Here is a 20,602-nt window from a genome sequence, read left to right as displayed (position 1 = left end):
GCGGAGGCCGGAGGCGGCTTTCCCACGGAGTGCGCGGGTTTACGGGGTGCGCGGGCTCAGGGAGTGCGCGGGCTCAGCGCGTGCGCGGGCTCGTTACGGCGTGCGCGGGCTCGTTACGGCGTGAGCGGCGAGGGTTCGCCGCAGCCGCAGGAGCGCCGCACCACCAGCGCGGAGGGGAACTGCTTCAGCCGCTCGCGGCGGGAGCCGGAGACACGCAGCGAGTCGTCGAGCACCAGGTCGACGGCGGCCCGCGCCATCGCCGGGCGGTCCGAGAAGACCGTGGTCAGCGGCGGGTCGGTGAGCCCGGCTTCCTTGACGTCGTCGAAGCCCGCCACCGCCAGCTCGCCGGGCACGTCGATGCGCAGCTCGCGGGCGGCCCGCAGGACGCCGATGGCCTGGTCGTCGGTGGAGCAGAAGATGGCCGGCGGCCTGTCCGGACCGGCGAGCAGCCCGAGCGCCACCTGGTAGGCGTCGTAACGGTTGTACGGGGCCTGGAAGAGGCGGCCCTCGGTGGAGCGGCCCGACTCGTGCATCGCCCGGCGCCAGCCCTCGACGTGGTCGGCGACCGGGTCGCCGACGGACGGGGTGGACTCCACGCCGCCGAGGCAGGCGACGTACTCGTAGCCGTGTTCCAGCAGGTGGCGGGTGGCGAGCTGGGCGCCGCCGACGTCGTCGGTGACCACCGCGACGTCGTCGATCGCCTCGGGGCGCTCGTGCAGCAGCACCACCCGGGCGTCCCACGCCTCTATCTCGGCGGCGGCCCGTTCGCTGGGGCCCTGACTGACCAGGATCAGCCCGGAGACCCGCATGCCGAGGAACGCCCGGAGGTAGTGGACCTCGCGCTCGTCGCGGTAGTCGGAGTTGCCGACGAGGACCATTTTCCCGCGCTCGGCGGCGGCCTGTTCGACGGCGTGCGCCATCTCCGCGAAGAACGCTTGCCGGGCGTCCGGCACGATCATTCCTATGAGGTCGGTCCGCCTCGACGCCATCGCCTGGGCAACCCGGTCGGGCCGGTAGCCCAGCTCCTTGATGGCGGCGAGTACCCGCTCGCGCGTGGCCGGGGCGACCGGCCTGGGTCCGTTGTTGATGACGTAGCTGACGACCGCGGTCGACGTACCCGCCAGTCTTGCCACATCGTCCCGCGTCACCTTGGCCACGCGCGGCAGTCTACGCGGATGGAACTACCTCTTCACAGGCTCGACCACGGGTTCCTCGGCGACCTCCGCCGACTCGGGTTTCTCCGACGGCCGGTCCGGCTGCGAGCCGCCCCGCTGGGCCGGTTCCTGGGCCGGCTGCTTCCGGTCGGCCTTCTCCGGTGCGACGAAGCGGTAACCGACGTTGCGGACCGTGCCGATGAGCGACTCGTGCTCGGGGCCGAGCTTGGCGCGCAGCCGCCGTACGTGGACGTCGACCGTGCGCGTACCGCCGAAGTAGTCGTACCCCCAGACCTCCTGGAGCAGCTGGGCGCGGGTGAAGACCCGGCCCGGGTGCTGCGCGAGGTACTTGAGCAGCTCGAACTCCTTGAAGGTCAGGTCCAGGACCCGGCCCTTGAGCTTCGCGCTGTAGGTCGCCTCGTCCACGGAGAGGTCACCGTTGCGGATCTCCATGGGGGAGTCGTCGGCGGTGATCTGCTGCCGTCCGGTGGCGAGCCGGAGCCGGGCCTCGACCTCGGCGGGACCCGCTGTGTCCAGCAGCACGTCGTCGATGCCCCAGTCGGCGGTGACGGCCGCGAGACCGCCCTCGGTGACGACGAGGATCAGCGGACAGCCGGGTCCGGTGGAGCGGAGCAGCTGGCAGAGGGAGCGGACCTGCGGGAGGTCCCGCCGTCCGTCGACCAGGATGACGTCGGCACTGGGGGTGTCGACGAGAGCGGGTCCCTCGGCGGGGGCCACCCGCACGCTGTGGAGCAGAAGACCGAGGGCGGGGAGCACCTCCGTCGACGGTTGAAGGGCATTCGTCAGGAGCAGCAGTGAGCTCATCGCCGCTCACCTGCCTCGGTCGTCGGTCGATCGTGGTGCACGTTTCGCTCGCCCATTACGTCGGTCCTCCTCGTTCCCTCTGAGAGGGGCACTCCCGGGTCGTGCCCGGGGGAGATGCGGCATCACTTCGTACTGCACGGCTGTACGACCACACCTTGCGGTATTCGTCATACAGGTTTTACGGCTGCGGCCCCGCGCCCTGGGGTCGCTGAGCTTGTTGAAACGTCTCCGTAACAACGCGCGGAAAGCACAAAAGGATCCGGGGGCTGCTCTGCCCGGATCCTCTTCGCAGCAGAATAGCCCACATGAGTTCACTCTCCGAGGGTCGATTCGTGAGTTCTTCTGTTCCCTTGATCACGCGAACCCCTCAGTACGCCACATTGCTCACCGATGACGGGGTCCCGGTGGAGGCGGTGTACGAGCCGTGTACGGCAGGTGCCGTGCCGGGTGCCACAGGGGTCGCGGAGCAGACGGCGATCGTGGTCGCACACGGTTTCACCGGCGCCCTCGACCGGCCCGCCGTCCGGCGTGCCGCGAGGGTGTTCCTGCAGCGTGCGGCCGTGGTGACCTTCTCCTTCCGGGGCCACGGAAAGTCCGGCGGAAAGTCCACCGTGGGGGATCGCGAGGTCCTCGATCTGGCCGCCGCGGTGGCCTGGGCGAGATCTCTGGGACACCGCAGAATCGTTACGGTCGGGTTCTCCATGGGGGGTTCCGTGGTTCTCCGGCAGGCCGCTCTGTATACGAAGGAATCCGTAGACGGAGAGGGGGCCGTTCGGGGGGTGGTGAAATCCTCCGTTCCTGCCGGGGGTCTCGCCCAGGGCCTCGCTCCCGGCCCTGCCGCGGGTCTTGCCGCGGGTCCTGCCGCGGGCTTCGCCCACGTCGACGCCGTGATCTCGGTCAGCTCCCCGGCCCGCTGGTACTACCGGGGCACCGCGTCGATGCGCCGGCTGCACTGGCTGGTCACCCGCCCCACCGGACGGCTGGTCGGCCGGTACGGGCTGGGCACCCGCATCCACGACGAGGACTGGGACCCGGTGCCGCTCTCCCCGGTGCAGGCGGTCCCGCTGATCGCGCCCGCCCCGCTACTGGTGGTGCACGGCGACCGGGACCCGTACTTCCCGCTGGACCACCCCCGGATGCTGGCCGACGCGGCGGCCGAGGGCGCCGCCGAGCTGTGGCTGGAGCGGGGCATGGGACACGCCGAGAACGCGGCGGACGAGACCCTGCTCGGCCGGATGGCGGATTGGGCGGTCGGCGGGTGACCCATCATGGACAGCGCGCGCGGCACGTCCGGGCGCGGAGTTCCGCGTGACCCATGTGGCGTGTGCGACGTGTGTGATGCGTGTGACGAGACGACGGACGGACGACGAGAGGGGTGCCGCCATGGCGGCGGGCACGATCCGCTACTGGGCCGCGGCCAAGGCCGCCGCGGGCACGGCCGAGGAGCCGTACGCGGCGACGACACTGGCCGAGGCGCTGGACGACGCGCGGAGACGTCACCCCGGAGAGCTGGTGCGCGTGCTCACGAGGTGCTCGTTCCTGATCGACGGCGATCCGGTCGGGACACGGCGGCATGAGACGGTACGCCTTGCCGAGGGCGGCACGGTCGAGGTGCTCCCGCCGTTCGCAGGAGGGTGAACCGGAGACGATGAGCAGCGCACAGAACAGGGACCAGAGCGGCGCCCGGCCGCAGGGCCAGGAGCCGTACCCGTACGGCGACGGCGCCGAGGCGTACCCCGGGCACGCCTACCCGGACCAGCCGTACGCCGCCGAGGACATCGGGTCCACGCAGACCTGGCAGGCCCAGACCTGGGACACTCAGTACCAGCCCACGGTCCAGCCGCAACAGCAGTTCCAGCAGCCCCAGCAGTCCTTCGGGCAGCCGCAGCCCGAGCAGTCCTACGGGCACGCGCAGCCCCAGCAGCAGTACGGGCAGGCCGCCCCGCAGGCGTACGGGCAGGCCCCGTCGCCTTACGGGCAGCCGCAGCAGGCGTACACGCCGCAGCAGGCGTACACGCCGCAGCAGGCGTACGCCCCGCAGCAGGGACCGCAGCGGGCATGGGGGCAGCCCCAGCAGCAGGCGTCCTCGCAGCCCCGGCCGCAGCCGCAGCAGGCCGCGCCCGACGCGGAGCAGACGGCCTTTCTGCCGCCCGTCACCGGGGCGCAGGCTCCCGTGTCGGGTTCGTACCCGCTGCCCCCCGAGGTCCCGGTGGCTCACCGGGCCCCGGCGTCCCCGGCTCCCGCCGCGGAGCGGTTCGGCGCGTCCGGCCCGTACGCACCGGCAGCCCCGGCGGCATCCGCCGCGCCCGCGCCGGCTCCGGCTGCGGCACAGCCCGGCACGGACGGGTACGGCGCTCCCACCACGGTCGGGAACACCCGGATCACCGACGCCCAGCGCGCCCGCGCCGAGGGCCGGTCGCCGATCATCGCGCCGGGCACGCAGCCCGCCGCGCTGACCGCCGTCCTCGCGCTGCTGCTGGCGGTCGGTGCCTCGGTCGGCCAGTACGCGCTGGCCGTACCGCTGGTGCTGCTCCAGGCCGTCACGGCGGCCGGGTGGTTCCGGCTCAACGGCATGTGGCCGGCCAGGCAGGGCATCGCGCTGGCTTTCCTCGGCGGGTTCGTCGCGGACATCGCGCTGCTCGCCGCCGGCCGTGAGCACGGCCCGGCCGCCCTGCTCGGCACGCTCGGGGTGTGGGTGCTGCTCACCCTCGTGCTCCAGCTGCGGAGCCACGCGGGGGCCGACGAGCGCATGTACGGGCTGATGGCCACCGTCGTGTCGGCGGCCTTGGCCGTGCTGGCGGGCGGGTACCTCGCGGCGGACCCGGACGTGGTGGTCGCGGGCTCGGTCGCGGTCGCCGCCGCCGCGCTCGTCCGCGCGCTGCCGCTTCCCGGACCGGCCTCCGTGGCCGGGGCGCTGGTCGCGGCCGCCGCACTGGGTGCGGTGGCGGGCTCGCTGGCCGGGATCGGTCTGGCGGGTGCGGTGCTGTCGGGTGTCGCGGCGGGTGTCTGCGCCCTCGTCGGACTTCGGGCGGCCAGTTACGACTACCCGTCCCGGTTCGTCCACATGACGGCCGGTGTGGCGCTGCCGCTCACCGCCGCGGCCCCGGCCGTCTACCTGGTGGGCCGGATGATCGGCTGACGGTCCGCCGATCCTTCCGGGAACCGACCGGGTACCCCGCTTCGTCGCTCACTCCGGGCTTTCCGCGGCCGTGTCAGGCCGTTGGGAAGCCCGGAGTCCGTCGGCGAGAGTGGGAGAAGAACAGGCATGCGCGCACTGCGAATACTGCTGATCGTCGTGGTGGTTCTGGGGGGCCTGTTCGTGGCCGTCGACCGCATCGCGGTCCACTTCGCCGAGAACGAGGCGGCGGACCGGGTCGAGTTCACCGGCGCCACGGCCGCCTCCACCGAGGTCTCGATCCACGGCTTCCCCTTCCTCACCCAGATCGCGGGCCGGGACCTCGACCAGGTCGACGTCGTTCTCAAGGGCATCCAGGCCGGCGCCGCCGGGGACACCATCCGGATCAGCGAGCTGCGCGCCGAGCTCGACCGGGTCGTCATCGGCGAGGGGTACTCCAGCGCCAGGGCCGGTCTGGTCAAGGGCACCGCGGTGGTCAGTTACGCGGACGTGTCCGCCGCCGCCGAGGACGGCATCACCGTGCAGTACGCGGACAACGGCAAGGTCAAGGTCACCGGCTCCGTGAACGTGCCGGGCCTCGGCGACGTGAGCCGCAGCGTGGTCTCCTCGGTGACCCTGGTCGACGGCCGTACCGTCAGGGTCCGCGCGGACGAGGTGCCGGCCGAGGGCATCCCCGGCCTGGAGCAGCTGGTGCGGACCCGTACCGACTTCGAGCGGAGCCTCGGCGGGCTGCCCGACGGCGTGGTGCTGAAGAAGATCGAGGCAGGCCCGGAGGGCCTGGAGGTCTCGGTGGAGGCCACCGACATGGCCCTCGTGGGCTGACGCCCCGGGCCGACGGGGTTGGGCGGCGGCGCGCGGGGGCAGGGGACCGGATGGTGAGACGCCGGCGTCCGTACCGCAGATGGCAGCCCGGTCCGGGCGGGTCCGGTGGTTCCCGGGGAGGTGGATTCCCCTACTGAGTCTCGTATCGCGGACGTTACTGTCTCATCATCCGACATGCCGGTGACATCCCCGCCTCCGGCTCCCTACGATCGGACACATGAAACGACAGGCGGACCTCACGAAGCGGCGGGCAGTAGACCTGTGCCGCGTCGCCGCCATGCTCTGTCGCACCTTCTGAGCAGGACGTTTCCGTCCCGTCCCGCTTCCCTCCGGCCCCTCGACCGTTGAACCGTCGGGGCCGGCCCGTGCCCCCGGTGCACGCCCACGCCCGGCGTCCGCGTGCAGCCGCAGCACTTTCACTCCGCATGACACCGCCGCAGACTGCCCCGGAGGAGAACAGCATGAGCCGCACCGACGTACTGGTCGATGCAGACTGGGTCGAGGCCCACATCGACGACCCGCAGGTCGCCATCGTCGAGGTCGACGAGGACACCTCGGCGTACGAGAAGAACCACATCAAGAACGCCATCCGGATCGACTGGACGAAGGACCTCCAGGACCCGGTCCGCCGTGACTTCGTCGACCAGGCCGGCTTCGAGAAGCTCCTGTCGGAGAAGGGCATCGCCAACGACACGCTGGTGGTCCTCTACGGCGGCAACAACAACTGGTTCGCCTCCTACGCGTACTGGTACTTCAAGCTCTACGGCCACGAGAACGTCAAGCTCCTCGACGGTGGCCGCAAGAAGTGGGAGCTCGACTCCCGCGACCTGACCGACGCCGTCCCGGCGCGCCCGGCCACCGAGTACAAGGCCAAGGCCCAGGACGAGTCGATCCGCGCCTACCGCGACGACGTCGTGGCGGCCATCGGCACGCTGAACCTGGTCGACGTGCGCTCCCCCGACGAGTTCAGCGGCAAGCTGCTCGCCCCGGCGCACCTCCCGCAGGAGCAGTCGCAGCGCCCCGGCCACGTGCCCGGCGCCCGCAACATCCCGTGGTCGAAGAACGCCAACGACGACGGCACCTTCAAGTCGGACGACGAGCTCAAGGCCCTCTACGAGGACGAGCAGGTCGACCTGGCGAAGGACACCATCGCGTACTGCCGCATCGGCGAGCGCTCCGCGCTGACCTGGTTCGTCCTGCACGAGCTGCTCGGCCAGGAGAACGTCAAGAACTACGACGGCTCGTGGACCGAGTACGGCTCCCTCGTGGGCGTGCCGATCGAGCTCGGCGCCAACAAGTAATTCGCAGGACCCCCGACCCAGAAGGACTGAACACCATGTGTGGAGCAAAGGCCGGCGGCCCCGACGCTTCGACCATCAAGCCCGGCGAGACGACGATCCAGGGCAGCGTGACCCGTGACGGCGAGCCCGTCACCGGCTACGTCCGTCTGCTGGACTCGACCGGTGAGTTCACCGCCGAGGTCCCGACCTCGGCGACCGGGCAGTTCCGTTTCTACGCGGCCGAGGGGACCTGGACGGTCCGCGCGCTGGTTCCGGGCGGCAGCGCCGACCGCACCGTCGTCGCACAGACCGGTGGCCTCTCCGAGGTTGCCATCGCCGTCTGAGCGACGTGAGCCGCTGATCGGTGCGGGGCCCTGCGCGAGCGGGGTGCCCGCACCGGTGAGGCAGGGCCGGAGGGCCGTACCCCAGGGGGGTTGGACGCCACCTGTGACAGAAGGGGTACGGCCCTTCGTGCTGCCCGGGGGCGATCGGTCGCGCCGGGCCCGGGGGACAGCCCTTACGCTGGAGGTATGTACGCCCGGCGCCGGCGCGGCTATTTCCTGCTGATGGGCGGATGCGTCGTCCTCTTCGTGTCCGCCTGGGCCGTCGTGCGCCTCTGGTCGATGCCGGTCGCCGTGGGGATGTGCGTGGTCGCCATGGTCATCCCGCCGGTCGCGGCGATGGTCGCCAACCGCCGTGGCCCCGAGGACCGTTGGTGGGACGAGCATCCGTCCGGCGATCCGAAGTCCGACGAGTGGTGGGACGAGCTGGACGACAGGAAGCGCCGCGGATACGACCGTTGACGCCGCCCCGCGCCCGACGGTCCGTCAGTAGACCAGTGCCTGGGCGTCGTCGGCCATCGCCTCCTGGACGAAGACCTGCGCCCCCGCGATCCGTACGCCCTCCAGGACGTCCCGCTCCGTGATGTCCCGCCGTGCCGCGCACTGGGTGCAGAGGGTGATCCGGCCGCCCGCCATGATCGACTCGATGAGGTCGGGCAGCGGTGCGGCGTGCGGGAGTTCGAAGTCGGCGGCGCGGCCGGGCAGGGCGAACCAGGCCGACTCCCCGGTCAGCCAGAGCGAGACCTCCACGCCACTGGCGACGGCGACCGCCGCCACCGTGAACGCCTGCGAGCACCGCTCGGCGGAGTCGGCCCCTGCGGTCACCTTGATCACGAGCTTCTTCGGCATATGCCGAACTGTAACCGTCGGCCGCGCAACCCCTTCTGCGACCTGTGGGTCAGTTGTGTGCGCAGGTAATGGAACCCGCGCCTCAGGTCTCTTATGGGGGGACCCTTTTGGAACCGAAAGACACCGATTCCGGCGATGTCGTCCAGTCGCCGGACGTGCCGCAGGCCGCGGAGCCCGGTGAGAACCTGACCCCGGCCGCTCCTTCCGCGCCCGTACCGCCCGCACCCGCGGATGTGCCGCCCGCGCCGGTGGCCGACGAGCAGGAAATCGCAGCCGAGAGCGCGACCGAGAGCGCTGCCGAGCCCGCCCCGGACACCGTCCGCCGCCGTCCGCGCGGACGCACCTCGCTCATCGTGCTGGCCGCCGCGGTGCTCGGCGTGGCCATCGGCGGGGCCGTGGGGTACGGCGTACAGGCCGACCGCGACCCGACCCCGCTGGGCCCGCTCGCGCATGCGCGGCTCGCCTACCCGACGAAGCCGGGCAAAGTCGCCGACCCGCTGCCGGTGGCCCAGGACCGCCAGGTGAAGACGGACGGTGACCTGACCAAGCTGCTGCTGCCCGCGCCCAAGGGCGCCGAGGTGGACGAGGACTTCGGCAGGGGCTTCCTGACCCTGTCCGACTACGCCTCGGAGTACGAGAGCCCCGACTACATGTTCGACGACCTGCTGGGCAGCGGCATCCGGCGCATCGCGGAGGCGTCCTGGAGCGAGGGCGAGAACCGCGAGACGAAGGTCGACCTCGTGCAGTACCGCTCCGACGACTCCCTCGGAGCCGCGGACCACTTCGCCTCGCAGATGAACTACCTGCCGTACGAGGACGGGGCGGACAACGACGGCGACCCCGTCAAGGGCAGCCTCGACGGCCGGTACTTCATCTACCCCGTCCACCGCGAAGCCGGATACCTGCCGATGTACGAGGCCAGGGCCATCGCGGTGCGCGGGGACATCGTGATGGACATCTCGGTCTTCGACTCCGAGCCGATCAGCAAGAAGACCATCCGGAGCCTGGCGGAGCGCCAGTTGGAGCGGCTGTGAACGACGAGAAGAACGAGGCCGTGCCCCCGGACGCCACACCCGGAGCGCCCTTCGAGGCCACGCCCGAGGCCACGCCCGACGCCGTGCCCGACGCCACGCCCGAGGCCACGCCCGACGCCGTGCCCCTCCCGGAGGCGGGGTCTTCCGAGGGGACCGGCGCCTCCACGGAGACCGGGGCTCCCGCTCCGGCGGCGAAGGCCGGTACCGGTCGGGTGATGCGGATGGCGCGGTACGTCGTGCCGGCCGTGGTCGTCCTCGGTGTGATCGCCGGCGCCGGCGTCTACACCAAGAACACCGTCGACTCGGCGGACCGCACCTCGCCCACCGTCCTCTGGCCCAAGGGCGCGCCGAAGGAGTCCCGGGCGGCGAAGGGCGAGGAGAAGGATCTCGGCAAAGCCGCCCTGGCGGGCCGGTACGACTCCGAACTCAGCAAGTTGCTCCTCCCGGCGACGGACGACTGGCAACTCGGCATGGACAACGGTGGGCTGAGCAACGACAGCGTGACCACCGGCAAGGAGGCCGCGACGGCCATCAAGCAGTCGGTCCACGGCCTGGCGGGCAAGGCCCGCCGGGAGTACGAGAAGCGCGTCGACCGGATGAAGATCCAGGGCATGGCCCAGCGGTCCTACGTGTCGTCCGAGATGACGGCCGTCATCGGCGTCGTGCGGATGAAGGACACCAAGGCGGTCCACGACCTGTGGTCCGCCGACACCGAGTTCATGGACGGGCTCGACATCTTCCGTGAGGGTCCGAAGATCAAGGGCTACAAGAAGGCCCTCTGCTTCCGCTACCCCAAGAACGAGGACGGGCTCGACGGCGTGATGTGCACGGCGTACGAGGACGAACTCCTCATCACCGTCGAGGCCGAGGGGACGGAACCGATGAGCATGTCCGACGTCGCCGGCCTGGTGAAGGACGAGCTCGACCACATCAAGTCCCCGGGGGAGTACATATGACCGAGCAGACGGTGACCCCGGAGCCGCAGGCCGACACGCCCGCGCCCGCTCCGGACCCGGCGGCGGCAAAAACCGCGCCCGCTCCGGCCCCGGTTCCCGCTCCGGCCCCGGTTCCCGCTCCGGCGGAGACCGTGCCCGCTCCGGCGCAGGTGCCGCCGGCCGGTCCGGCGACCGTACCGCCGCCGCCCCTCCCCGGGGGGCCGGCGCCCCTGGCGGCCCCGCCCGCCGGGTTCGTGCTCGTACCGGCGGGGAGCCCGGAGGGGCAGGAGCCTCCCGCGGGGCCCCGGAAGCCGCGGCGCGTCCTGCGTGCCGTCGCGCGCTGGACCGCCGCCGTACTGGTCTTCGGTGCCGCCTCGGCCGGGACCGCCTACGGGATCACCTCGATGGAGCGGACCGACGTACCCGGTCTCTCCACCGTGGGCGACGGCCGGTGGGACTACCCCGAGCTCGCGCTGCCCGCGCTTCCCCCCGGCAAGGCCCGCCCCTTCGACGCATCCAACGACGCGGAGATCCACTACGCCGACGTGCGGAAGCTGCTGCTGCCCGCCCCCGCCGGATCGGTGCCGGACAAGAAGCTCACCGGCGACTGGGTCCCCTCGGCGCAGTTCCTCTCGGAGTTCGCCGAGGACGACCGGTCCCACCTGGGCCAGGTCCTGACGGACTCCGCGCTGCGCCACACGGCGGCGCGCGGCTGGACCATGCCGGACGGCACCTCCTCCAAGATCTACCTGCTCCAGTTCAACTCGGTCGCGTTCGCCACCGACTTCGGCGACGAGCTGGCCATGCGCAACAGTGAGCAGCCGCTGCCCGCAGGCGTGGCGGGTCTGGTCCTGGACGACTCCTGGCCGGACGACACGATCTCGGCCGACGTCCAGCCGTACGTCTTCGACGAGGAGAAGCCGTACGACAAGGAGCACGTCCGGGTCGCGTACGTCATCGCGGGGGACATCGTCGCGATGATCGAGCAGTCCCGAGGGGGCGGCGGGAAGGCGGCGAAGGTGCCCTTCCAGCAGACGGTGATCCTCCAGGACCAGCTGCTCGGCTGAGCCCCGCCCGGCGCCCGCACCGCCCGGCACCGCGCGGACCTGAACGAGAGGGCCGGGCCCCTACCGACTAGGCTGGGGCCCGGCCCTGTATTGGCGCCATTGCCGTCATTCGCTCGTTACGAGGAGCTCTTCGTGCTTGAGGCATTCTTCGACACCCTGCTGGTCCTGGTCTGCGTCGGCGTCCTCGCCTTCGCCGCGGTGACCGTGAAGAAGCTGTACCAGGGCCAGCGCTGACCCTCGTCCACCTCCGCCATTCCCTCACAGATCGCCTGAGCCGCTCATGATCTCGATTCCGTCCGACCTTCACCGGGACCTCGTTCCGCTGGCGTTCCTGCTGGGCAACTGGGCCGGCGCGGGCGTCGCCGACTTCCCCGGCGACGAGAAGTGCAACTTCGGCCAGGAGGTCTCCTTCAGCCACGACGGCCGCGACTTCCTCGAATACGTCTCGCACTCCTGGGTGCTCGACGCCGAGGGCAACAAGGTCCGTCCGCTGGAGTCTGAGTCCGGCTACTGGCGCATCGACAAGGACCGCAAGGTCGAGATCGTCATGGTCCGCGACCAGGGTGTGGTCGAGGTCTGGTACGGCGAGCTGGCCGACCAGAAGCCGCAGATCGACGTCGTCACCGACGCGGTCGCCCGCACCGCGGCCTCCGGCCCGTACAGCGGCGGCAAGCGCCTCTACGGCTACGTGAACAGCGACCTCATGTGGGTCGGCGAGAAGGCCACCCCCGACGTCGAGCTGCGCCCGTACATGTCGGCGCACCTCAAGAAGGTCGTGACCCCGGAGGAGGTCCAGGAGATGGCGAAGAGCCTCGGCGACCTCCCGGACGACGGCATCGCCTTCTTCAAGTAGGCCGCCTTCTCCGAGCGGGCCGCTCCCCGCGCGATACGGGCCACCGGCATCCTTCTGAGCGCAGGAGGATGCCGTGCGGAGCGCCGTACACTGGGCCCGTGGTGAGCACCGACTGGAAGACCGACCTCCGGCAGCGCGGTTACCGGCTCACGCCGCAGCGACAGCTGGTGCTGGAGGCGGTCGAAGCGCTGGAGCACGCGACTCCCGACGACATCCTCTGCGAGGTGCGCCGGACCGCGTCCGGGGTCAACATCTCCACGGTCTACCGGACCCTGGAGCTCCTGGAGGAGCTCGGGCTGGTGAGCCACGCCCACCTCGGCCACGGCGCCCCCACCTACCACCTCGCCGACCGGCACCACCACATCCACCTGGTCTGCCGCGACTGCTCGGACGTCATCGAGGCGGACACCGAGGTGGCCGCCGAGTTCACCGCCAAGCTCCGCGAGACCTTCGGCTTCGAGACGGACATGAAGCACTTCGCGATCTTCGGCCGGTGCCGCGACTGCCGCGCCGGCGGTGCGGAGCCCGCGGACGCCGAGCGGAGCTGAGCGGCCCCGGAGCGGACCCGCGCGGCCGCGGGCGCCCGGCCCCACGGCCAGGAGGCGCGCGCCGTACGCTGGTCGCATGAAGAGCCCCCTGCTGTCCCTGCCCGGCGCCGTCCCCGCCGAAGGCCGCGACGAAGGTGTCGCCGCGCACTACGGCGACCTGTTCCGCGAGCAACGCGCCCTCGCCGGCGGCGACGGGTTCGTCGACCTGTCGCACCGGGGCGTCGTCACCGTCACCGGCGACGACCGGCTGAGCTGGCTCCACCTGCTGCTCACCCAGCACGTCACCGACCTCGCGCCGAACACGGCGACCGAGGCGCTGATCCTCTCCGCCAACGGTCACATCGAGCACGCCCTCTACCTCGTGGACGACGGCTCCACGGTGTGGATGCACGTCGAGCCGGGGACCCGCGCGGACCTGGTGGCGTACCTGGAATCGATGAAGTTCTTCTACCGGGTGGAAGTCGCCGACCGCACCGAGGACTTCGCCGTGGTGCACCTCCCGGCCGGTTCCATCACCGAGGTGCCCGAGGGCCTCGCGGTGCGCGAGGAACCGCACGGCCGCGACGTGTTCCTGCCGCGCGCCGACCTGGAGGCGTACACCGCCCAGGCGGGTCCGGCCGCGGGCATCCTGGCGTACGAGGCGCTGCGCGTGGAGGCGCACCGCCCGCGCCTGGGCTTCGAGACCGACCACCGGACCATCCCGCACGAGCTGGGCTGGATCGGCACGGCGGTCCACCTGCAGAAGGGCTGCTACCGGGGCCAGGAGACCGTCGCGCGCGTCCACAACCTGGGGAAGCCGCCGCGCAGGCTCGTCTTCCTCCACCTGGACGGCAGCGAGGTGCACCTGCCCGGCCACGGCACCCCGGTCCGCCTCGCCTCGGACGGTGCGGAGGGCCGCCAGCTCGGCTTCATCACCACCTCGGCCCGGCACCACGAGCTCGGCCCGATCGCTCTCGCGCTGGTCAAGCGGAACGTCGCGGTCGACGCGGAGCTGCTCGCCGGGGACACCGCCGCCGCGCAGGAGACGATCGTCGAGCCGTAGGCGGTGTCCGGCGGATCCCCGTCAGACCTCGATGAGGACGGTGAACGGGCCGTGGTTGGTGAGCGTGACGCGCATGTCCGCCCCGAACCGGCCCGTCTCCACCCGTGCCCCGAGCGCGCGCAGCTGTGCCACGACCTCGTCGACCAGCGGTTCGGCGACCTCACCGGGCGCCGCGGCGTTCCAGGTGGGGCGGCGGCCCTTGCGGGCGTCCCCGTAGAGGGTGAACTGCGAAATGACCAGAAGCGGTGCGTTCACGTCGGAACAGGACTTCTCGCCCTCCAGGATGCGCACCGACCAGAGTTTCCGGGCGAGCTGCGCCGCCTTCTCCGGGGTGTCCCCGTGGGTGACTCCGACCAGCACGCACAGGCCCTCGCCCATGATCTCGCCGACGACTCCGGTCTCCGGGGCGGCTTCGGTGCCCTCGGACACGGAGACGCTCGCGCCATCCACTCTCTGTACCACTGCACGCATACAGACCAACCTATCTTGGGCTGAACGGGTACAGAACCCCTGCGTCGGCCCCGGACGGGGTGGCACGATGCACGATGTCGGTGTGCCGACGCACCGGCCGAGGGGACGGAACAGTATGAGTACCTATGGAACGGGACAATCTCCCGGTGCCGTACCGACGACGCCCGCCACCATGAGACCGCCCGTGCAGCGGAGCGTACCGGGACCGGAGGGCGGGCCCGGGGCAGGGGCCGCGGTCGCTCCGGGACGGGCACCCCTTCCCGCCGCGACGGCCGGTTCCGTACCCGAACAGGGCGCCGCGCACCCGGACTCCGAAGGGCTCGGCGCGGTCCGCCCGCAGGCCGGGTTCGGCGGGCTCCGGCTCCCCGCGCTGCGGACCCTGCGCCGGGACGCCCAGCGGGACGAGGCCGACCTCAGCTACGTACGCCGGCTGGTCCAGGGGCGCATCGACATCCTGCGGGCGGAACTGGCGCGCAGGCAGGCCCCGGAGTCCCCGGTGGTGGACCGGCTCCCGGAGATCCTCGCGGACGCCCCGTCGCGGCACCGCACCTCCGCCCGGCACGTCACGCTCCGCACCCCGCGCGGCGACGAGTACCGGAGGCTGGCCGCGGAGACCTTCGCCGAGGTGGAGCTCTCCGACCTCGAAGCCCGTACGGACGAAGAGCTGCGCACCGCGATGGGCAGGCTCGTCGGCTACGAGAAGCAGGTCTCGCGCCGCCGTCACCAGCTCCAGCGCACGGCGGACGAGTGCGGCGCGGAGATCGCCCGCAGGTACCGTGACGGAGAAGCACAAGTAGACGATCTGCTCGCCTGAGGCGACCCTTCCGGGAGCGGGTCCAGCTCCCGGAAGGCCCTCATGACCAGCAATGACGCCCTCGCCTCCCCCTACGGCCCCGGTACCCCGGAGGCCGCCCCGGTCCTCGCGGAGGTCGTGCGGTCCGGGTTCCTGGAGGGCCGCCACCGGGGTTCGCTGGTGCTGCTGGCGGCCGACGGCAGCGTGGAATTCGCGCTCGGCGATCCGGCGGCCCCCGTCTTCCCCCGCTCGTCCAACAAGCCGATGCAGGCGGCCGCGATCCTGCGGGCCGGCCTCGACCTGTCCGGCGAGCGGCTCGCGCTCGCCGCGGCGAGCCACTCCGGGGAGGACTTCCACCTCGCGCTCGTCGCCACGATGCTGGCCGAGCACGGGCTGAGCCCCGCCGACCTGCGGACCCCGGCCGATCTGCCGCTGGACCCGGTGGAGGCGGAGGCGTACCTCGCGTCCGGGCAGGTCCGGGAGCGGATCACCATGAACTGCTCGGGCAAGCACGCGGCGATGCTCGCCGTGTGCGTCCTCAACGGCTGGGACACCGCGACTTACCTCGACCCGGCGCACCCGCTCCAGCGCCTGGTGCACCAGGTGATCGAGGAGGCCGCGGGCGAGCCGGTCGCCTCGGTGGGTACGGACGGCTGCGGCGCTCCGCTGATGGCCATCGGGCTGACCGGGCTGGCGCGGGCGTTCCGCTCCTTCGTCCTGGCGGAGCCCGGTACGGCAGAGCGGCGGGTGGCGGACGCGATGCGCGCCCACCCGGAGTACGTGGCGGGCACCCGGCGCCCGGACACCTGGCTGATGCGGGAGCTGCCCGGGACCCTTTCGAAGATGGGCGCCGAGGCCGTGCAGGCGCTGGCGCTGGCCGACGGCCGCGCGCTGGCCTTCAAGATCGAGGACGGTGGCACCCGGGCGCTCGGCCCGGTACTGGCCCGCGCCCTGGAACTCCTCGGTGTGGACGCCCCGGTCGTCGCCCGGGTCGGACGGGCGCCGCTGATGGGCGGCGGGGCCGAGGTCGGCGAGGTCCGGGCGGCGTTCTGACGCCCGGCCCCGGGGCGGGGAAAAGCGGGCGACACCGCGGGCCGGGCCGCCTAGCGTGGGTGTATGGGCCTGGACGTGCGTGTGATCACCGAGACCGAGTTCCCCGCATGGCTGAAGGCGGTTCGGCGGGGGTTTCTGAAGACCTCCACGGAGGGCCTCCAGGAGGACGCGGAGGTGCGACTGGCGCGCACCGACATCTCCCGGGTGCGGGGCGCCTTCGACGACGGGCGGTGCGTGGCGACCTTCCGTTCGTTCGCCCAGGAGCTGACGGTGCCCGGCGGCGCGCGGGTCGCGGTGGACGCGATCAGCGCGGTGACCGTCGCGCCGACCCACCGCAGACAGGGCCTGCTGCGCCGGATGATGGCGACGGACCTCGCGGAGGCGAAGGAGCGCGGTGAGGTGGCCGCCACCCTGATCGCGGCCGAGTACGGCATCTACGGGCGCTTCGGCTTCGGCCGGGCCACCTCGTTCACCGAGTGGGAGGTGGACCTCACCCGCTCCGGCCTGGACCACCACGGCCCGCTCGCCGGCGCACCGGACGGCAGCCGGATCGAGCTGGTGGACGCCGAGGACGTACGGAAGCTGGGCCCGGAGATCCATGCCCGGCTGGCCGTCCGGCAGCACGGTGCGGTCGACCGCGCGCCCTCCTGGTGGGACCGGCACACCGGTGTCGGCGTATCGCCGGTGGACAAGTGGACCGAGCCGTTCTACGCCCTGTACCGCTCCCCCTCGGGCGAGCCGGAGGGGCTGGTCACCTACCGCGTCGAAGACGACTGGAGCGACACCAAGCAGCCGCGCGACACCGCGAAGGTGAGTCAGCTGATCGCGGCCGGCCCGGTGGCCGAGCGGGCCCTCTGGGGTTTCGTGTGCTCGATCGACTGGATCACCACGGTCCGTACCGGTTACCGCGCCCCCGACGACCTGTTCCCGCTGCTGCTGCCCGACCCACGAGCGGCCAGGGTGGTCACGCACGCGGACTGGCTGTGGACACGGGTGCTCGACACCCCGCGCCTTCTCGCGGCGCGTACGTACGCGCAGGAGGCCACGCTCGTCCTCGACGTCCGCGACCCCGGCGGGTTCGCCGGCGGGGTCTTCCGGCTGGACGCCTCCCCGCAGGGTGCCCAGTGCGTGCCGGACACCCGGAGTGCCGATCTGACCCTGGACGTAGGGGACTTGTCCTGCGTACAGCTCGGAGACGAGTCGGTGGAGCGGCTGGTGGCCCTGGGCCGGATCGAGGAGAACCGTCCGGGCGCGGCGGCGCTGGCGGACCGTACCTTCCGGACGGCCCGCCGGCCGTGGTGTCCGGACATCTTCTGAGCGGGCCGCCCGACGCCGCTCAGTTCTGGGCGGTGCGCAGCCGGACGAAGGCGGAGTTCAGGCCCTGCTTCAGCAGGCGTGCGAGCGGGCGTTCCACGAAGCGGTGGATCAGGTAGGCCAGGAGCATGAAGCCCGCGATGACGGCGACGAGCAGCAGCCGGGGGTCCATGGTGTCCCGCAGCCGGTTGATCAGCGTGGTGCCGATCGCGTAGTGCGTCAGGTAGAGCGGGTACGTCATCGTTCCGGCTGTGACCAGCCACTTCCAGCGGATGCGGTCGGTCAGGCCGAGCGAGATGCCCACCATGGTCAGCAGGAACACGGTGAAGACGACTACGCTCCCGCGCCAGCTGGAGACGTGCTCGACCACGTCGATGCGGTGGCCCAGCTCCAGTTGGCCCATCATCCAGGCCATTCCGAGGATGCCCCAGAGCAGCAGGTCCTGGCCGAACCGGTGCATCAGGTAGAGGGCGAGCCCGGCGATGAAGTACCAGGCGCCGTCGGGCTGGGCGACGAGGACCAGCAGCGGGAAGTGGGAGACCGGCGCCAGCATGGCGACCGCGCCCCACATGCAGCAGAACACCACGACCTTGCGGTACGTCAGGCCGGAGGCGACGACGATCAGGAAGAGCAGGTAGAACCGGAGCTCCGACCAGAGGGTCCAGTAGACGCCGTCGACGTTCGGGACCCCCGAACCCGACTGCAGCATGGTGAAGTTGATCAGCACCTCACGCAGCCGGAGCCGTTCCCAGACCCCCGGTACGGCGGCGAGGAAGCCGGTCGTGAGGACGATGCCGATCCAGTACGCCGGGTAGAGCCGGATCACCCGCGAGATGAAGAAGTCCTTGGGCGTCCGGCCCCAGCACGACATGCAGATCACGAAGCCGCTGATCACGAAGAAGATCTCGACGCCGATCCAGCCGTACGAGGCGATACGGAACACCGTCGGCATCAGCTCGGACGCCGAACGGCCCCAGATGAGGTTCCCCGGCCGGTCGGCCCTGGCGGTGCCGGCGTAGTGGTGGACGGCCACCATGAGCGCGGCGACCAGGCGGATGCCGTCGATGGCGTAGAGACGGCGGCCCGCCCGGGACGGGGTGGCCGCGTGCTTGGCGCCCGCCGCCGAGGGGGACTGCTGCGGAAGCCCGGTACCGGTGGCGGACACCGCCTCGGCCCCGGCGAGCGGAGGCAGAGGCTCCTGCAACCGGTCCGTGACCCGCTGCCGCTGGGGTATCGACAAACCGCCGTCCGCGCCGCGCATGCGTATCTGACCATCCTCATCAGGGAACTCCGGGGCGGGGCGGCCACCGGTCGGCTCAGGCTACGACCGCCTCATCGAACAGATGGGAACAAAATCGCTGGGGGTGACATGTTTCCCTTGCCGCCCGCCCGGACGTTCCCCAAGGTTCTCCGGTTGTTCATTCGTCGCCCGGTCCGGGGGCGGTGACGGGGCCGCCGGAGGTGGCCGACGGGCGGGCCGGGAGCAGGAGCAGGGTGGCGACGAAGGCGGCGCCGACCAGGCCCGCGCCGACCGTGAAGGCCAGGCGGTACCCCTCCGTCAGCGCGTGCGCCGGGTCGTGCCCGGCGGCGAGCAGCCCCTCGGTGCGGCCCGCGGCCAGAGTGGTGAGGACGGCCACGCCGAGGGCCATGCCGACCTGCTGCGTGGTGTTGAAGAGGCCGGAGGCGAGTCCGGCGTCCTCGTCGGCGGCTCCGGACATGCCCAGGGTGGTCAGCGCGGGGAGCGACAGGCCGAAACCGGCCGTCAGCAGCATCACCGGCAGCAGGTCGACGGCGTAGGAGGCGTGGTCGGGGAGCCGGCCGAGCAGCACCATCTGGGCGGCCAGCAGGGCGATTCCGGTCAGCAGGACGGCACGCTCGCCGAACCGGGCGTTCAGACGCGCCGAGAGGAACAGCGACACGCTCCCGATGACCAGGGCGGCCGGCAGCAGGGCGAGTCCCGTGCCCAGCGCGTTGTAGCCGAGCACCTTCTGCAGGTACAGGGCGATGAGGATCTGGAAGGTGAACATCGCCCCCATCATGAGGATCTGCACGAGGTTGCCGCCGACGGTGGTGCGGGAACGCAGCAGGCGCGGCGGGATCAGTGGGGTGCTCGAGGTGGCCTGGCGCACGACGAAGGCGGCGAGCAGGGCGAGTGCGGCGGCGCCCAGGCCCAGGGTGTGCCCGGACAGCCAGCCGTACCGCTCGACCTGGACGACGGTGTAGATGCCCACCACCAGGGCGGCGGTGACGAGGAGCGCGCCGGTCCAGTCGGCGCCGGAAGCGAGTCCGGGGCCCCGGTCGCCGGGCAGGACCCGGACGGCGAGGACGAGCGCGGCGGCGCCGATCGGCAGGTTGATGAAGAAGATCCAGTGCCAGTCGAGCGCGTCGGTGAGCACCCCGCCGAGCACCTGGCCGAGCGAGGCGCCGAGCGCCGAGGTGAACGAGAACACAGCGATGGCGCGGGCCCGTTCGCGCGGCTCGGTGAAGAGGGTGACCAAGATGCCGAGCCCGACCGCGGACGCCGTCGCGCTGCCGACCCCCTGGAGGGCCCGCGCCGCGATGAGAACCCCGGGCGAGGTCGCCACGCCGGCGAGGAGCGAGGCGCCGGTGAAGACGGCGGTGCCGGTGACGAACATCCGCTTGCGCCCGATGAGGTCCCCGAGCCGTCCGGCGAGCAGCAGCAGACTGCCGAACGCGATCAGGTAGGCGTTGAAGACCCAGCTGAGTCCGGCGGGGGTGAAGCCCAGGTCCCGCTGGATCGCGGGCATCGCCACGGTGACGATCGAGCCGTCGAGAATGATCATCAGCATTCCCGAGGCGACCACCCCGAGCGCGACCCACTTCTGCCGGGGGGAGAGGGGCGGGGGTGCGGCGGGTACGGGGGCTGCCGCCGGGGCGGGCGTGGTGCCGGGGGAGGCGGGGCGGGCTGCGGTGGTCATGGGCGTGCTCCTGCGGTGGGAAGCGGCCGGCTCGACGTGCGCGGATGAGCGGACGCGCCTCGGTGGCTGCGACAGGATCGACCGTAGCAGAAGGTTTTGTTGCGGACTATTTGTTTCGGGAGGTCTTTGAGGGTGATGGTGCGAGC

At 71.8% G+C, this 20,602-nt stretch carries 23 protein-coding genes; 17 read left to right on the top strand and 6 right to left on the bottom strand.

The genetic code is table 11. From position 1 onward, the window contains the following. Positions 1–113: 113 nt before the first annotated feature. Together OHA55_RS13515 and OHA55_RS13510 are read right to left on the bottom strand one after the other, a co-directional pair. Positions 114–1,157, bottom strand: a complete 1,044-nt coding sequence (locus tag OHA55_RS13515) for a LacI family DNA-binding transcriptional regulator (protein WP_266706112.1) — start codon at positions 1,155–1,157, stop codon at positions 114–116. Positions 1,158–1,181: 24 nt separating this feature from the next. After that, entirely contained in the window at positions 1,182–1,979 is a 798-nt protein-coding gene (locus OHA55_RS13510; RefSeq protein ID WP_266706110.1) for a response regulator transcription factor, read from the bottom strand. 305 nt (positions 1,980–2,284) lie between these two features. On the opposite strand from OHA55_RS13510, the gene OHA55_RS13505 reads away from it, so the two are divergent. From OHA55_RS13505 to OHA55_RS13475, 8 genes are all read left to right on the top strand, one after another. Beyond that, complete coding sequence (locus OHA55_RS13505; protein ID WP_266706108.1) at positions 2,285–3,241, top strand: alpha/beta hydrolase; 957 nt, start codon at positions 2,285–2,287, stop codon at positions 3,239–3,241. A gap of 121 nt (positions 3,242–3,362) precedes the next feature. Beyond that, entirely contained in the window at positions 3,363–3,617 is a 255-nt protein-coding gene (locus tag OHA55_RS13500; RefSeq protein ID WP_266706107.1) for a MoaD/ThiS family protein, read from the top strand. Positions 3,618–3,627: 10 nt separating this feature from the next. Further along, on the top strand, positions 3,628–5,118 hold the full coding sequence (locus OHA55_RS13495; RefSeq protein ID WP_266706105.1) for a hypothetical protein: 1,491 nt from the start codon (positions 3,628–3,630) through the stop codon (positions 5,116–5,118). Positions 5,119–5,244: 126 nt separating this feature from the next. Next, positions 5,245–5,937, top strand: coding sequence for a DUF2993 domain-containing protein (locus tag OHA55_RS13490; protein WP_266706103.1), 693 nt, complete (start codon positions 5,245–5,247; stop codon positions 5,935–5,937). Between the two features lie 217 nt (positions 5,938–6,154). Next, entirely contained in the window at positions 6,155–6,235 is an 81-nt protein-coding gene (locus OHA55_RS36570; RefSeq protein ID WP_350310325.1) for a putative leader peptide, read from the top strand. Positions 6,236–6,398: 163 nt separating this feature from the next. Beyond that, positions 6,399–7,238 carry a sulfurtransferase gene (locus tag OHA55_RS13485; protein ID WP_266706101.1) on the top strand — a complete coding sequence of 280 codons (840 nt, stop codon included), beginning with the start codon at positions 6,399–6,401 and terminating at the stop codon, positions 7,236–7,238. A 35-nt stretch (positions 7,239–7,273) separates the two neighbouring features. Next, a complete protein-coding gene (locus tag OHA55_RS13480) occupies positions 7,274–7,561 on the top strand; it encodes a DUF1416 domain-containing protein (protein WP_030925040.1) in 288 nt (95 codons plus the stop codon). 186 nt (positions 7,562–7,747) lie between these two features. Then, complete coding sequence (locus tag OHA55_RS13475) at positions 7,748–8,020, top strand: DUF3099 domain-containing protein (RefSeq protein ID WP_266706096.1); 273 nt, start codon at positions 7,748–7,750, stop codon at positions 8,018–8,020. Positions 8,021–8,044: 24 nt separating this feature from the next. Here OHA55_RS13475 and OHA55_RS13470 read toward each other — a convergent pair whose 3' ends face one another. After that, a complete protein-coding gene (locus tag OHA55_RS13470) occupies positions 8,045–8,407 on the bottom strand; it encodes a DsrE family protein (protein WP_266706094.1) in 363 nt (120 codons plus the stop codon). A 107-nt stretch (positions 8,408–8,514) separates the two neighbouring features. Between OHA55_RS13470 and OHA55_RS13465 the strand changes: the two genes are divergently transcribed. The 6 genes from OHA55_RS13465 (at position 8,515) to OHA55_RS13440 (ending at position 13,886) form a co-directional block, all read left to right on the top strand. Continuing rightward, positions 8,515–9,441, top strand: coding sequence for a hypothetical protein (locus tag OHA55_RS13465; RefSeq protein WP_266706092.1), 927 nt, complete (start codon positions 8,515–8,517; stop codon positions 9,439–9,441). Beyond that, a complete protein-coding gene (locus tag OHA55_RS13460) occupies positions 9,438–10,397 on the top strand; it encodes a hypothetical protein (protein ID WP_266706090.1) in 960 nt (319 codons plus the stop codon). The genes OHA55_RS13465 and OHA55_RS13460 overlap by 4 nt, the downstream gene beginning before the upstream one ends. Next, positions 10,394–11,443: a hypothetical protein gene (locus tag OHA55_RS13455; RefSeq protein ID WP_266706088.1), complete on the top strand. Its 1,050-nt coding sequence runs from the start codon at positions 10,394–10,396 to the stop codon at positions 11,441–11,443. The genes OHA55_RS13460 and OHA55_RS13455 overlap by 4 nt, the downstream gene beginning before the upstream one ends. A 280-nt stretch (positions 11,444–11,723) precedes the next feature. Next, entirely contained in the window at positions 11,724–12,296 is a 573-nt protein-coding gene (locus OHA55_RS13450; protein WP_266706086.1) for an FABP family protein, read from the top strand. Positions 12,297–12,394: 98 nt separating this feature from the next. Then, the gene (locus OHA55_RS13445; RefSeq protein WP_266706066.1) at positions 12,395–12,844 is read left to right on the top strand and encodes a Fur family transcriptional regulator; all 450 of its coding nucleotides are present in this window, start codon (positions 12,395–12,397) and stop codon (positions 12,842–12,844) included. Positions 12,845–12,920: 76 nt separating this feature from the next. Further along, the gene (locus OHA55_RS13440; RefSeq protein ID WP_266706064.1) at positions 12,921–13,886 is read left to right on the top strand and encodes a folate-binding protein YgfZ; all 966 of its coding nucleotides are present in this window, start codon (positions 12,921–12,923) and stop codon (positions 13,884–13,886) included. 21 nt (positions 13,887–13,907) lie between these two features. Here OHA55_RS13440 and dtd read toward each other — a convergent pair whose 3' ends face one another. Beyond that, the gene (dtd, locus tag OHA55_RS13435) at positions 13,908–14,357 is read right to left on the bottom strand and encodes a D-aminoacyl-tRNA deacylase (protein WP_266706062.1); all 450 of its coding nucleotides are present in this window, start codon (positions 14,355–14,357) and stop codon (positions 13,908–13,910) included. A 115-nt stretch (positions 14,358–14,472) separates the two neighbouring features. On the opposite strand from dtd, the gene OHA55_RS13430 reads away from it, so the two are divergent. The 3 genes from OHA55_RS13430 to OHA55_RS13420 all read left to right on the top strand — a co-directional run bounded on the left by OHA55_RS13430 (position 14,473) and on the right by OHA55_RS13420 (position 17,520). Next, a complete protein-coding gene (locus OHA55_RS13430; protein WP_266706060.1) occupies positions 14,473–15,171 on the top strand; it encodes an ABC transporter substrate-binding protein in 699 nt (232 codons plus the stop codon). A 42-nt stretch (positions 15,172–15,213) separates the two neighbouring features. Beyond that, positions 15,214–16,203, top strand: coding sequence for an asparaginase (locus OHA55_RS13425; protein WP_266706058.1), 990 nt, complete (start codon positions 15,214–15,216; stop codon positions 16,201–16,203). A gap of 63 nt (positions 16,204–16,266) precedes the next feature. After that, positions 16,267–17,520 carry a GNAT family N-acetyltransferase gene (locus OHA55_RS13420; protein WP_266706056.1) on the top strand — a complete coding sequence of 418 codons (1,254 nt, stop codon included), beginning with the start codon at positions 16,267–16,269 and terminating at the stop codon, positions 17,518–17,520. A 19-nt stretch (positions 17,521–17,539) separates the two neighbouring features. Here the strand turns inward: OHA55_RS13420 and OHA55_RS13415 are convergent, their stop codons facing one another. Continuing rightward, positions 17,540–18,778, bottom strand: a complete 1,239-nt coding sequence (locus tag OHA55_RS13415) for an acyltransferase (protein ID WP_266706054.1) — start codon at positions 18,776–18,778, stop codon at positions 17,540–17,542. A gap of 157 nt (positions 18,779–18,935) precedes the next feature. Next, positions 18,936–20,327: an MFS transporter gene (locus OHA55_RS13410; RefSeq protein WP_266710633.1), complete on the bottom strand. Its 1,392-nt coding sequence runs from the start codon at positions 20,325–20,327 to the stop codon at positions 18,936–18,938. Positions 20,328–20,602 lie beyond the last annotated feature (275 nt).

The sequence above is a fragment of the Streptomyces sp. NBC_00102 genome, assembly GCF_026343115.1.
Taxonomy (GTDB): Bacteria; Actinomycetota; Actinomycetes; order Streptomycetales; family Streptomycetaceae; genus Streptomyces.
This window is presented reverse-complemented; position numbering and strand designations above follow the sequence as displayed.